Raw genomic sequence first — 13,673 nt, forward strand, 5'->3', positions numbered from 1 at the left:
AAAAAGTAAATAATATGGCAGATCAAACTTATGAAGCAATTGTTGTCGGTTCCGGTATTAGCGGTGGATGGGCAGCAAAAGAATTGACAGAAAAAGGATTAAAGGTACTTTTGCTGGAAAGAGGACCCAATGTTGAACACATAAAAGATTACAAAACAGCCACATTGGCTCCATGGGAAATCCCACATCGCGGCAGAAGAACACTTCAGATGATGGAAAACCATCCAAATTTGAGAAGGGATTACGTATTGAATGAATTGAACCTAGATTGGTGGGCACATGAGTCGGATTCACCTTATGTGGAAAAAAAGCCTTTTACTTGGTTTCGGGGGTATCAGGTAGGCGGTAGGTCCCTTCTTTGGGGAAGGCAAAGTTATAGAATAGGGGACATTGATTTTGAAGCTAATTTGAAGCAAGGTATTGCTATCGACTGGCCAATCAGATACAAAGAACTGGATCCTTGGTACAGCTACGTTGAAAAATTTGCAGGTATATCCGGCAACAAAGATGGTCTGCCACAATTGCCTGATGGAGAATTTCAGCCGCCCATGCCACTCAATTGTGTGGAGAAGGATGTAGCAGAAAGGGTCAAGAAAGCGTTTGATGGCAAACGGTTGGTAACGATTGGCAGAGTTGCCAACCTGACCCAGCCATTGGAAGGAAGAACCCAGTGTCAATTTAGAAATAAGTGTTCATTGGGCTGCCCGTTCGGCGGCTATTTCAGTACCCAGGCTTCCACTTTGCCCGCTGCAGAAAAAACCGGTAACCTTACCTTAAGACCATGGTCAATCGTCACACGATTGATTTATGATAAAGATACTAAAAAAGCCACAGGTGTTGAAATTGTAGATGGAGAGGACAATAAAACCTATGAATACAATGCAAAGATTATTTTCCTCTGTGCATCAGCTTTAAATTCTACAGCCATTCTGATGCGTTCCGCGACAGACATTTGGCCAGATGGATTGGGCAGTAGTTCAGGTGAACTGGGACACAATGTAATGGACCACCATTTTAGGTTAGGAGCCAATGGAATAGCAGAAGGTTATGAAGATAAATACTATTTTGGTAGAAGACCAAATGGAATTTACATCCCAAGGTTCCGAAATGTAAATGGTGATAAACGGGATTATATAAGAGGTTTCGGATATCAGGGAAATGCCAGCCGTTCGGGTTGGAGCAGAAATATAGCCGAATTGAGTTTTGGAGCACCTCTCAAAGAGGCCCTTAGTGAACCAGGACCGTGGACCATGGGAATGACTGCATTTGGGGAAATTCTCCCATATCATGAAAACCACATCAAACTAAGCAAAGATCTGAAAGACAAATGGGGAATTCCGGTTCTGGAAATGGATGCGGAGATCAAAGAAAACGAAAAGAAAATGAGAGTGGATATGATGAACGATGCTGCTGAGATGTTGGAAGCTGCAGGATTGAAAAACGTTAAAACCTTTGATTCAGGATATACATTCGGACAGGGAATCCATGAAATGGGGACCGCAAGGATGGGCAGAGATCCAAAAACTTCCGTACTCAACGGCAACAATCAGGTATGGGATGCCAAAAACGTTTTTGTAACTGATGGTGCATGTATGACCTCTGCTGCAGCACAAAACCCATCATTGACATATATGGCTTTGACTGCAAGGGCTGCTGACTTTGCAGTTAATGAACTAAAAAAAGGAAATCTATAATCTAATAAAATTGAATTATGGCAATGAATAGAAGAGATGCAATAAAAAGCTTCGCATTAATGATGGGAGGCACAATGGTGGGAGCAAATGCCATCCTCACAGGATGTGCGCCCGATGATCAGATCGTAGGTCTGGAATTTTCCCAGAAAGACATCGCATTCCTGGACGAAATCGGAGAGGCAATCATACCTACTACCGATACCCCAGGGGCAAAAGAAACCAAGATCGGTGAATTCATGCAAATGATGGTCAAAGACACCTACAATGCAGAACAACAACAAACCTTTATAGATGGTCTGAATTATATCAAGAAGGATTTCAAGTCCTCCAAAGGTAAGAACTTCATGGATGCCGGTGTGGAAGAACGGACAGCATATCTCAATGAGCTAAAAACAATAGCTGCCAAAACCGAAGAAAAAGGTCCGGCGGTGGTTGGAATGCTTCAGGATTTGACTGTATTAGGTTATTTTACCTCTGAAATCGGTGCTACCCAACAATTGAAATTTATCGAAGCTCCCGGAAGATATGATGGCTGTATCGAATATAAGCCGGGAGATAAGGCCTATGCCATTTAGATTATGAATCAATATTCTAAAGAGACTGTACATGAACAGTCTCTTTTTAATTTAAACCCAAAATGAAAAATAGAAGAAAATTTATTCAGATGAGTGCTGTATTAGGGACAGGAGCCTTACTCCCCTTTCAGTTTTGTACTTCTCCAAAAAAAGCAACAGAAGAGGATACAGAAGCATTATTGGGGGCTACCAGTGGGATATTGGATGATTTTGGATTACAGCTTTATTCAGTAAAAGAAAATATGGCAGAAGACGCTGTAGCTACTATCAAAGTAGTGGCCTCATACGGCTATACCCAAATAGAAGGTTTTGATGGTGGGAAGGGGATTTTCTGGGGAATGAAAAACACGGAATTTAAATCCCTAACAGATGACCTTGGCCTGGATTTCATTTCTTCCCATGTGGACACCTTTAAAAATTTGGATACCATAGCTGAACAAGCCGGAGCGATTGGTATGAAATACCTTATCAATCCTTGGGTTGGCCCACAAAAATCGATGGATGCATTCAGGAAATTGGCAGATGATTTCAATAAGCAGGGTGAAATATGTAAACAGCACGGTGTGAGATTTGCCTATCACAATCATGGATATACGTTCGATGAATTGGAAGGACAGATCCCACAAGATTATTTGATGGAAAACACCGATCCGGATTTGGTGGATTTTGAAATGGATACTTATTGGGTATATACCGCTGGTTTTGATCCGATAGACTATATCAAAAAATACCCAAACAGATTTACCTTGGGACATGTCAAAGACAAAGATGGGGATCTGGATTTTTCAGAAGCAAATGGGTCTATTATAGTCGGAAAAGGTATAATGGACTTCCCCGCTATCCTCCGTGCGGGTAAAGACAATGGTATGAAATATTTTATTGTAGAACAGGAAAGGTTTGAGGGAACCAACCCAATGGAGGCTGCAGAGAAAAATGCTGCTTTTATGAAAAACCTGGTGTTTTAGAAATTTTTATTTCACTTTAAATTCCCCGGCGCTTTTTGAAGTTAATCAAAATACTTCACTGATTCCGTAAATCGTGCCGGGGTTTACCATTTTTCATTTACAACTCCTTTCATCAGTTGGTTCCTTTCATTTTGATCAATCAATAAAATCAGCTTTTATCGATCTGGAGGTATAAATTAAGAGGTAAATAATAATCAATAGAATTACTAAAGCAGCCACTTCAAACTGCGCCCAAATTCTGGAGCGGTTGACCACTTTATCAGAATTCATAGCGAGTTTTTGACCCTCATCCATTTGGATCTGAGAAAGTTTTTCCAGATCGGAAACTGCCCTTTCGATATATGAATTATATTCTTTCACAGATTTGATATTAATTCCGGATTCATCTGAATACAAAAGCGAATATTCTGATATCCTGAGATTTTGCTCAATAATCTTTTTGAAATCAGTTAAAAATTCTTCCTCTAAAATTGTCAATTTTGTATTTTCGAAGTCTTTCACCAGCAAAAGAATTTCATTTTCATAATTACCGATTTCATCTATCACATGACTATAATCGCTTTCAAACTCACAGTGGTTTACCAAAAGCTTGATCCTGAAGAGCTTTTCGGATATAGAAAAAATATAACTCTCCACCACTAATCTATCTTCATAGAATGAGATAAAAGTATCGCCAAGCTCATTGAAGTTTTTTCTTTCCAGAATATTTTTACCGAATATCATTACAATAATTACAGTCAAAATTATAGCAACTTTAAGCTTTCGGTTTTTGGGTTCATTTTTAGGCATAGCACAATTTGGGTTATAAAGGTCAAATTGGAAGCCACCCGGCAACTGTCTTTGCTCCAATTGAAATTCTCTACCAAGTAAATTTTTTGTATTGAAATAACCTAAAGAAAGAGAAAATATTAAATGATTTCCAATTGCCTGATTTTTTTTAAAATAAGAAACCGAAGGAATAAAATCAATTATAATTTAATTTAGCCAGTATTTATATCTACCCATAAGGATGGATAACCGCATAAATAAGAACGCTGAATAAAATAGATAAAATATTCTATTTTTACGTAATTTTACACGCAATGAAAACCCAAATCTACCTCACAGCCTTTATTATTTTTGCGACATTGAGCAATACCATTGCTTTAGTGTTAGAAGAATCTGACGTAGATCATATAGAAGTCTTGATGCCGTTGGCCGAAAAACATTGCTTTTCTTGCCACCATGACACCAAACGATCAGGCGGTTTGAGTGTCAAAAGTTATTTCATGGGCATTAATGATTTTGAGAAACGAATAGTACGGGGCGGAAAAGTATGGCAACACATCATCCAAACAGTACAATCCGGAGAAATGCCGCCTGCCGGAGAACCCCATATGACCCAAAAGGAGCGTGAAGCATTTATATATTCTGTCAATTCCATTTTGCTCAGATCACTTTCTGCCAATGACCCGGGCAGAGTTGTCATCAGAAGATTGAGCCATACAGAATATGAATACACCATATTGAATCTGGTCGGAGTCAGCTTTGATGCCAAATCAAGATTCCCAAGTGACGGATCGGGAGGTGCTGGATTTGATAATTTCCCAAATACATTGTTTGTCACTCCTCTCAAAATGGAACGATATTATGATGCCGCTGAAGAGATCATGGACCTTGCCTATGCAAATCCTGAAATCTGGCAAGGGATAGTTTCCAAACCCTACAAGGACAGTCTATGGAACCGCTTCACCAACTGGTTATCCAATATATTTTTAGGAAAAAACCATACCGGTAAACATGAAATAGCTGCTGAGGAAGTAATTGTTCCATTTGCAAGTAATGCCTTCAGAAGGTTTCTAAAACCGGAAGAGAAACAAACCTATTTAACGCTTTTCAAGGAAGTTTATGATGGGACCAAAGGAAATGACCGATTCAATGTAGCTATTAAAGAAACCCTGAAAGCCGTATTGATTTCTCCGAATTTCCTGTATCGTTATGAAGAAGAACAGCCTGTCGACCATGCCTATGCCTTGAGCAATTTTGAGTTGGCCAGCAGACTCTCCTTCTTTTTATGGTCCACCTTTCCTGATAAAGAGCTTTTCGAGGTGGCTTATCGTGGAAACCTGCAAGATCCTGTTGTGATCAGAAATCAGGTAAAAAGGATGTTGAAAGATGAAAAATCCAAACGCTTTTCTGAAAGTTTTTCCACACAGTGGTTTGGTGTAAACCGGTTCAGAGAAGACGTAACCGCTGACCCTGAAAGATATCCTGAGATGACAGCATCTTTGAGAGAGGCCATGTACAATGAATTGGTGGAGTACTTTCACCATGTACTTACAGATCGAAAAAACTTCCTGGACTTGATTGACAGTGATTATACTTTTTTGAATGAAGAACTTGCAAATCATTATGAAATAGAAGGTGTAGAAGGGGCCGGATTTCAAAAAGTGGCCCTACACAATAATCCCCGGGGAGGAATCCTGGGCATGGGAAGTGTCTTGACTGCTACTTCATTACCTATCAGGACAAGCCCGGTACTTCGTGGGAAATGGGTTTTGGAGGAAATCCTTGGAACTCCTGCCCCTCCTCCCCCCCCGGATGCAGGAGAATTACCTGAAGAAGCCGCTGCCGATAAAAATGCAAGCATACGGGATTTGCTGACTTTTCACAGGTCCAAACCTGCTTGTATTAATTGCCATCAAAAAATGGATCCTATTGGTTTTGGCCTCGAAAATTTTGATGCCGTCGGCAGATGGAGAGATAGTTATGGTCTTGATCCGATAGTGGCATGGGACACTTTGCCAAGTGGAGAAGTATTCAATGGCCCTAGTGAATTAAAAAAGATATTGGCGGGAAAAAAGGATTTGTTTGCCAGGACACTTTCAGAAAAAGCATTTACCTATGCCATTGGCAGAAATGTAGAATTCAAAGATGAGCTTTATATTCAAGGACTTATTAAGAACCTGATTGAAAACGATTTTAATACCGAAGAATTTATTATTGCTTTGGCAACAAGCTACCCTTTCAGATACAAAGTCAATGATGGGGCAGAAAAATTCAAAATATTAGCTAAAAACTAACTTATCATGGGAAATTGGCATATTTCACGTCGGCGGATGCTAAAGGGTTTGGGAGCAACCATCGCTCTCCCCTTTCTTCAGGCTATGGTCCCTCCTGGCATGAGTGTTTACAATATGGCAAAAAAACCCATCCGGTTTGCCTGTTTGTTTATGCCCAATGGTGTCAATAAATTCCATTGGACACCCGAGCAGTATGGTAGAAATTTTGAATTGACTTCTACTTTAAGACCCCTGTCAAATGTGAAAAACGACATCCTTATTCTGAACAATCTCATGAACAAAGGATCAATTTTCCCAGGAGCCGACGGACACTATGCCAAAACCGCAAACCTTTTGACCGGACTTCCCATATATCAGACTGTGGGGGACAACTTACACAGTGGAGGGATTTCATTTGATCAATTGATAGCGAAACACAAAGGTCAGGACACTTTGCTTGATTCGGTTCAGTATGGGATGGAACGGATCAATGCAGGAATTGACGGCGCAGTTGGCTTTACTAGACTTTATGGCTCGACAATTTCCTGGAAAACTCCCACCCAGCCATGTTCGAGGGAAATTGAGCCAAGAATGGCGTTTGACAGGTTGTTTAGAAGCAGCCTCCCCGACTCAAAACCCAAGAATGACAAGTGGAAAAAAAGCGTTCTGGATATTGTCAAAGAGGATGCAGATGCCCTACAAAGGAAATTGGGCAGGGCAGACCAGGATAAATTGGAAGAGTACCTTGAATCTATCAGATCAATTGAAAAAAGAATTGACAATGAAGAAAAGATAAAGTCTTTCGAAAAACAGATCACTCCTGAAATCCAAAAAGAACTTGTAGGTCTCAATCTTCGGATTGATGAGTTTAACGAAACTTTCATTGGGGTAGATATTACAGAAAAGACAAGACAGATGCTTGACATTATGGCCTTGGCCTTTTGGACTGACGCTACAAGGGTTGGAACTTTTATGTTTGGTAATTCCGTGAGTAACCGTAATTTTTCTTTTCTTCCCGGTGTACAGGGCAGCCACCACCAATTGTCCCATCACCAAAATCTTGAAGACCAAATGGAACAGTACAGAATCATCAATGAATGGCATGTGAACCAATATGCATACTTTCTGGAAAAATTAAAATCGCTTCCTGATGGCGATAGTAATCTTTTGGACAATTCAATGGTCATGTTCTGTTCAGGTTTAAGAGACGGGAATGCCCACTCACCCTATAATTTACCTATTTTGGTTGGAGGAAAAGGTGGAGGAGGATTGAGGCCCGGTCAAAATCTTGATTTTGAAAAAAACACACCATTGGCAAATCTTTATCTTTCCATGGCCAGGGTGCTGGACATGCCTCTTGAATGTTTTGCAGACAGCACTGGGGAATTATGTGAAATCCATGTGTAGGTCAATTAAAGATTAAAGATGCGTTCAATTCCAACCTTGACCAGGCTTAAATCCATTTCCATAAAGTACAGATTTGTTTTTTTAGTCATTGCAACCTCAGTTCTTTTTTTGCCTTTGATCAAACCTTTTGAAACGGTTAATTCTGATACTGTTTATTTCTTGGGAAGATTTCATCCTTTGATCATTCATTTTCCTATAGTCTTGATCCTATTGGTCTTGATATTTGAAGTCTTGGCCAAAACAAAAATCCTATTGGTTCCCAAATTCCTGATAGGTCTTATCCTTGGAACAAGTCTTTTGAGTTGTTTGATTTCAATGACCCTGGGTTTCTTGCTATATCTTACAGGTGATTACACCGGGGAAATTGTGTGGCAGCATTTATGGGGTGGGGTACTGTTAACATTTTCAGTTTCTCTGGCTGTTTTTTTGTTTTTGTCTTTTCACCAAATAAAATCCCAAAACATTTACCTGGCCTATATCGCCGTGTTGATTTTGGCAAACCTAACTTTGGTTTATACAAGCCATCAAGGAGGTTCATTGACTCATGGAAAAGAATATCTGGCAGAATATTCCCCAATAAAAGCAAAACAACCTGAATGGGAGCCAAAACCTGTTGAGGAAATGCTGATTTATGAAGATGTCATAGTGGGATTTATGGATAGAAAATGCATGAGTTGCCATAATGAAAACAAGGCCAAGGGAGGATTGATATTGACCTCCTTTGAGGATCTTGTAAAAGGAGGAAAAGGGGAGCATCCATCATTGGTAAAAAATTCCTCAATCGAAAGTGAAGTGTACCGAAGGGTAACGCTCCCTGTCAATGATGATGATTTTATGCCTCCGGAAGGTAAAACTCCCCTAAACGAAAATGAAGTTTCCCTGCTAAAATGGTGGATTGACAATGGTGCAGACCCTGAGCTTAAAGTGGTGGAGGCATCTCAAAATCCAGAGATAGAATCAGTGGTTAATGTATATTTGTCAGAACTGGAAAAACAACAACGCGATAGATATTTACAAAAACTAAGCACTGAAAACCTGATAAAGTCATTGGGAAACATTGGGAATGTAGAATTAACGATTGACCCTTATGATGAAAAATCCATTTTTCTTTCCATGAAATTCCCACCATCTTCCTTTGGAGACAATGATTTATTAAAGCTCCAACCGATTTTCCAAAATATCACCAAAGCCTCATTTATAGGGAGTGATCTCTCAGACGATGGGTTTTATCATCTAGGTCAAATGACCTCCTTAAAGGAACTATATCTTCAACAAACTCAAATAAAAGGTGATGGGTTGTCACAGCTTACAGGATTAAAAAATCTTCAATTATTGGATCTTTCAAAAACCAAAATCAGTGATGGATACCTTCTGAATATCTTGATGATGTCTTCTCTCCAAGAATTATATCTAAATGAAACATCAACTAAAAAAGAGGTCATTGATGCCATTAAAGAAAATAGACCTGCTTTAAATATTTATTTGGAAAGAGGTAAATTCTTTTAAATTAAAATTAAAAAGCACTTCAATGAGTCAGCATTTGAGTTTAAATCAATCTATCACAAATAAAAAGTAAAACCTCCCTTTTGAGGAGGTTTTTGTGATCCCGCTGGGATTCGAACCCAGGACCCATACATTAAAAGTGTATTGCTCTACCAGCTGAGCTACGGAATCATATTTTTATGCTCTACTATCCCAATTATTACCCTGATACAGAATCAAATAATTAGGAAGGCCTACTAATAAATTGAGCATCCCAGCAAAGAGATGCTCTGTATCAAAGTGATCCTGTCAGGAATCGAACCTGAAACCTACTGCTTAGAAGGCAGTTGCTCTATCCAATTGAGCTACAGGACCGAAATAAATTAAGTCGGGGTGGCAGGATTCGAACCTACGACCTCCTCGTCCCAAACGAGGCGCGATACCGGGCTACGCTACACCCCGAACTTTAAATTTTTTAATAAGCCCGACTTTTCAGACTTCATTTTTGGTGATCCCGCTGGGATTCGAACCCAGGACCCATACATTAAAAGTGTATTGCTCTACCAGCTGAGCTACGGAATCTTATTTTATTGCTCTACCATCCCGATAACCATCGGGATACGGAATCTTAATTCTCCTTACTTTCCAATGCTGAATGAGCAGCTTATTTCTTCACTTTTGAAGATATTTTATCACATTGGTTCCCAATAAGTATTGAGATTGATTACCGACAAGAGGGGGATTTGATTTGCTTTTTTTTAAATCATTGCCGTAATTGGACTGCAAATTTAAGCCACTGTATTTAAAATGCCAAACCTAATCCGAATCTTTATTGCAAAATTTATAATATTTTTTATCTCCTTTTTACAAAGCTTTAATTGTCAGGCCGATATATCGAAGCTCCAAAAAGCAGATTCTTTGTTTGCGACCAAAAATTATCAAGAAGCTATGATAATCTATGAAGGTTTGCTCCAAAACGATGAAACATACTCTCCTGCCATGCTATTAAAAATGGCTTTTATTTCAGAAGGAATTGGGGATTTCTCCAGCGGTAGTTTTTACTTAGCTAAATATTATGACCTAAACCCAAACCCAAGGGTAATTACCAAAATCAAAACTTTGACTGAACAGAGTAATCTTATCGGTTATGAACTAAATGACAGGGATAGGTTTTTGAAATTTTTAACAGATCTTCAAATGGAGATCACATCTGTATTATCATTCCTTCTGATACTATCTCTCATTTTATTGTTTGTCTTTAGTAAAACCGCAGACAAACCAAAATACTATCTCCCTAGCTTTTTTCTTCTTATTTTGGTTTTTTTTGCGAACAATTTCTTGTCTGAACCAAATACCGGGATTGTAACCGGAAGTCCTACTTTGGTTATGGATAAGCCTACAGCAGCCGGGAAATTATTGAAAGTCGCCTACCCTGGACATCGGGTTGTCATCAAATCCTCTAAAGACATTTGGTATGAAGTTACATGGGAAAACCAAAAAGGATTTATAAAAAAAGAGAACATTACCCAACTGTAAACTAAAAATCCAAAGGGTCAAGATTTTTAAAATGACCGTTCAATTTTATTTTGTTCTTGGCCGCTTCTACTTCGCGAAGTATCGGGATTACTTTTAGCAAGTGATTAATGAGGTATTTCACTCGTTCTTCCTCCTTGTCCAATTTCAAAAGTTCATATTCTTCCTCTAGTTTCAGACCGATTTTGTGTGCATAGGTATAGGAATTTACTTTTAAGGGAATTAAGTCAACATCATAATTCATTAACCGAAATAATTCTTTGAGATAAAAAAGAAATTCTGAATAAAGGTTTTGAGGTATTCTTGGATCATTCTCATAAAACTGCACTTTTCCCCCTGCATACAATTTCAAAGGCATAGGATTGTCCAATGTTATGATTTCAAAAATATTTTTTCCGATGGTTTTTATGTCCATTCTCCCATCTTCGTAAACTTTTGAAATCTCCTTCAATTCAACTTCCGTCCCAAAAGGCATTAATTTATCCAAATAAACTGCTATCCCAATAGTAGTTTTATTTTTGACAATGTCTGTGATCAGTTGTTTGTACCTAGGTTCAAAAATATGCAGGTTAATCTCTTCACCAGGAAATGCAACCAACTTCAATGGGAATATAGGAATGTAGTTCTCCATGTGTTCCATTAACTTAACATAACCTATTTGGTTACCCTTTGAGAGAAAATTCTTATGAATAAAAATTAAAAACTAAACCGGCTAAATTGATTGAAGGAAAGCTTTTGAATCCTAAATCCTTTCAAAATCAGCATATGCCTATTCCTTCGATAATGCTTCGTAAAGGGTGAGAACCATTTGTGGTGACATATAGAGGGTTCTTATCTTATCCTTGTAATTATCCTCAAAACCATCGTTGTCGAGTATATAATTTTTGTTTGCGAGAATCTGATGGCCCATTCCACAGCCTATGGCATATCCATCTGCTGTCAATTCAGCTTCTGTGACTTTCTGCTTGGACATAAAATACCTGGCCCCAAAATGCATCATATCTGTGGATGACCTATCTAGATAATCCATTATATGCCCCAATTCATGTCCAATCCATCCTACCAATGCATCATAAGGGACTTCCTCTATTGGCAAAACATCACCATTATAAAATGCCAATTCCCTTGTGATTTTTACCTTATACTTCCTGTTTTCCTTACCATCAACAAACAATGAAAATATCTTGGGCTGGGCCTGCATTACTGCACCGGATATTTTTTCTTTGAATTCAAATGAAATATCTACTTCATCCAATTCAGGAAAATAAGACAAGGCTTTTAAAACAGGATCAAGAATAGCAAAGGGAATTGCCTTATTCTTTATCTTGACTATTTTATTAGATTCAGGGTTTTCTTGATCGGGGTGATTAAAAGAACTGTCTGAATGGCTTTGGGGTAATTCCGGATTTCCCATAAAGAAAATCCATAGCAATATTAAATACATAACTCTTAACTCTTAATAATTTCAACGATCATTATAACAAAAAATATGTCTTTTACCAAAAAAATAAAGACAATAAAAAAAGGGGCCTTTAAGGCCCCTCTATTTTTAATAATTATTTTTTCGCCATATAGACCAAAAGATCCACGGTTTTATTTGAGTATCCCCATTCATTATCATACCAAGCGACAACTTTTACAAATTTATCACTTAATTGGATTCCGGCACCTGCATCAAATATTGAAGTTCTGGGATCACCATTGAAATCTGTTGAGACAACTGCATCTTCGGTATATCCTAAAATACCCTTCATGCTTGTTTCTGACACCTCTTTCATTTTTGCACAAATCTCCTCATAAGTTGCACCTTTCTTAAGTCTTACGGTCAGATCAACGACAGAGACATTTGGAGTAGGCACCCTGAAGGCCATTCCTGTAAGTTTTCCATTCAATTCAGGAATCACTTTCCCTACTGCTTTGGCAGCTCCTGTGGATGAAGGAATTATATTTTGTGATGCTCCTCGACCTCCTCTCCAGTCTTTAACCGATGGACCATCTACAGTATTTTGGGTTGCGGTAGTGGCATGTACAGTCGTCATCAATCCTTCTTCAAGACCCCAATTATCATTGAGAACCTTTGCAAGAGGTGCCAAACAGTTAGTGGTACAAGATGCATTGGATACAAAATTCATATCCGTGGTATATTTGTCCTCATTAACTCCCATTACAAACATTGGAGTATCGTCTTTGGAAGGCGCAGACATAACTACTTTTTTTGCCCCTGCATCAATATGTCCTTGAGCCGTTTCTTTGGTAAGGAAGATACCGGTAGATTCAACAATATAATCGGCACCAATTTCACCCCATTTCAGATTTGCAGGACTTTTTTCAGAAGTAACTCTGATTTCATTTCCATTAACTATTAATTTCCCATCTTTCACTTCCACACTTCCGTCAAATCTTCCATGTGTAGAATCATATTTTAGCATATAGGCAATATAATCTACATCGATAAGGTCATTGATCGCCACTACCTGAACATCACTTCTGGATTGTGCTGCCCTGAATACCAAACGTCCGATTCTTCCGAATCCATTGATTCCTACTTTAATTTTGCTCATAGTTATTTTATTTATTGTTGTATTGGTTATAATGTAAAAAGAAATTATTTACTTCTCAAAATTTGAATTATATAAATAGTTAAACTTTATATAGTTGTAAAAATACCAAATTTATACCGCTCCCCAAAATATTTAAAGGTTTGAAAATGAACATTTTAAATAAAAAACAAATACAATCGATTGCGAAAAATCAAACCTAAAACCAATCTATTGATAATCAGGATAATAATTTTTTTTCAAATACATGTTAATTGGTTGAAATCAATAAAGCGGTAAACACCGCTTTGTTGATCAACTCCTCAATTTTATATTTTTAAATTGATGCCAGTATTTTATTAAAGGTTTCGCTGGGTCGCATCGCCTTGGTGATTTTTTCAATATCAAGTTTATAATAACCTCCTATATCCATTTTCAC

General features: G+C 38.2%; 12 protein-coding genes and 4 tRNA genes. 7 read left to right on the plus strand and 9 right to left on the minus strand.

Going from position 1 to position 13,673, the window contains the following annotated elements; genetic code table 11:
* Nucleotides 1–14 precede the first annotated feature (14 nt).
* The 3 genes from ACEW8O_RS06730 to ACEW8O_RS06740 all read left to right on the plus strand — a co-directional run bounded on the left by ACEW8O_RS06730 (nt 15) and on the right by ACEW8O_RS06740 (nt 3,234).
* Nucleotides 15–1,694 (plus strand): GMC oxidoreductase, encoded by a 1,680-nt coding sequence (locus ACEW8O_RS06730; RefSeq protein WP_373493858.1) that lies wholly within the window; start codon nt 15–17, stop codon nt 1,692–1,694.
* 17 nt (nt 1,695–1,711) lie between these two features.
* Nucleotides 1,712–2,269, plus strand: a complete 558-nt coding sequence (locus ACEW8O_RS06735) for a gluconate 2-dehydrogenase subunit 3 family protein (RefSeq protein WP_373493859.1) — start codon at nt 1,712–1,714, stop codon at nt 2,267–2,269.
* A 62-nt stretch (nt 2,270–2,331) separates the two neighbouring features.
* The gene (locus ACEW8O_RS06740; protein WP_373493860.1) at nt 2,332–3,234 is read left to right on the plus strand and encodes a sugar phosphate isomerase/epimerase family protein; all 903 of its coding nucleotides are present in this window, start codon (nt 2,332–2,334) and stop codon (nt 3,232–3,234) included.
* A 135-nt stretch (nt 3,235–3,369) separates the two neighbouring features.
* Here the strand turns inward: ACEW8O_RS06740 and ACEW8O_RS06745 are convergent, their stop codons facing one another.
* Nucleotides 3,370–4,023, minus strand: coding sequence for a hypothetical protein (locus ACEW8O_RS06745; protein WP_373493861.1), 654 nt, complete (start codon nt 4,021–4,023; stop codon nt 3,370–3,372).
* A 293-nt stretch (nt 4,024–4,316) separates the two neighbouring features.
* Between ACEW8O_RS06745 and ACEW8O_RS06750 the strand changes: the two genes are divergently transcribed.
* The 3 genes from ACEW8O_RS06750 to ACEW8O_RS06760 are packed head-to-tail and all read left to right on the plus strand — an operon-like array spanning nt 4,317 to nt 9,188.
* A complete protein-coding gene (locus ACEW8O_RS06750) occupies nt 4,317–6,296 on the plus strand; it encodes a DUF1592 domain-containing protein (protein ID WP_373493862.1) in 1,980 nt (659 codons plus the stop codon).
* A 6-nt stretch (nt 6,297–6,302) separates the two neighbouring features.
* Nucleotides 6,303–7,682, plus strand: a complete 1,380-nt coding sequence (locus tag ACEW8O_RS06755) for a DUF1552 domain-containing protein (protein ID WP_373493863.1) — start codon at nt 6,303–6,305, stop codon at nt 7,680–7,682.
* An 18-nt stretch (nt 7,683–7,700) separates the two neighbouring features.
* Complete coding sequence (locus tag ACEW8O_RS06760) at nt 7,701–9,188, plus strand: c-type cytochrome domain-containing protein (RefSeq protein ID WP_373493864.1); 1,488 nt, start codon at nt 7,701–7,703, stop codon at nt 9,186–9,188.
* A 95-nt stretch (nt 9,189–9,283) separates the two neighbouring features.
* Here ACEW8O_RS06760 and ACEW8O_RS06765 read toward each other — a convergent pair.
* From ACEW8O_RS06765 to ACEW8O_RS06780, 4 genes are all read right to left on the minus strand, one after another.
* Nucleotides 9,284–9,356 (minus strand) — tRNA-Lys (locus ACEW8O_RS06765).
* 109 nt (nt 9,357–9,465) lie between these two features.
* Nucleotides 9,466–9,539 (minus strand) — tRNA-Arg (locus ACEW8O_RS06770).
* A 13-nt stretch (nt 9,540–9,552) separates the two neighbouring features.
* A tRNA-Pro gene (locus ACEW8O_RS06775) sits at nt 9,553–9,626 on the minus strand.
* Nucleotides 9,627–9,670: 44 nt separating this feature from the next.
* Nucleotides 9,671–9,746 (minus strand) — tRNA-Lys (locus ACEW8O_RS06780).
* Nucleotides 9,747–10,112: 366 nt separating this feature from the next.
* Between ACEW8O_RS06780 and ACEW8O_RS06785 the strand changes: the two genes are divergently transcribed.
* A complete protein-coding gene (locus tag ACEW8O_RS06785) occupies nt 10,113–10,700 on the plus strand; it encodes a hypothetical protein (RefSeq protein ID WP_373493865.1) in 588 nt (195 codons plus the stop codon).
* A 1-nt stretch (nt 10,701) separates the two neighbouring features.
* On the opposite strand, the gene ACEW8O_RS06790 is transcribed toward ACEW8O_RS06785, so the two are convergent.
* The 4 genes from ACEW8O_RS06790 to ACEW8O_RS06805 form a co-directional block, all read right to left on the minus strand.
* Nucleotides 10,702–11,328 carry an LON peptidase substrate-binding domain-containing protein gene (locus ACEW8O_RS06790; RefSeq protein WP_373493866.1) on the minus strand — a complete coding sequence of 209 codons (627 nt, stop codon included), beginning with the start codon at nt 11,326–11,328 and terminating at the stop codon, nt 10,702–10,704.
* A 138-nt stretch (nt 11,329–11,466) separates the two neighbouring features.
* Entirely contained in the window at nt 11,467–12,141 is a 675-nt protein-coding gene (locus ACEW8O_RS06795; RefSeq protein ID WP_373493867.1) for a hypothetical protein, read from the minus strand.
* Nucleotides 12,142–12,253: 112 nt separating this feature from the next.
* On the minus strand, nt 12,254–13,258 hold the full coding sequence (gene gap / locus ACEW8O_RS06800) for a type I glyceraldehyde-3-phosphate dehydrogenase (RefSeq protein WP_373493868.1): 1,005 nt from the start codon (nt 13,256–13,258) through the stop codon (nt 12,254–12,256).
* A 313-nt stretch (nt 13,259–13,571) separates the two neighbouring features.
* On the minus strand, nt 13,572–13,667 hold the full coding sequence (locus ACEW8O_RS06805; RefSeq protein WP_373493869.1) for an NADP-dependent isocitrate dehydrogenase: 96 nt from the start codon (nt 13,665–13,667) through the stop codon (nt 13,572–13,574).
* Nucleotides 13,668–13,673 lie beyond the last annotated feature (6 nt).

Origin of the sequence: Aquiflexum sp. (genome assembly GCF_041749095.1) — a bacterium.
Lineage (GTDB): Bacteria > Bacteroidota > Bacteroidia > Cytophagales > Cyclobacteriaceae > Aquiflexum.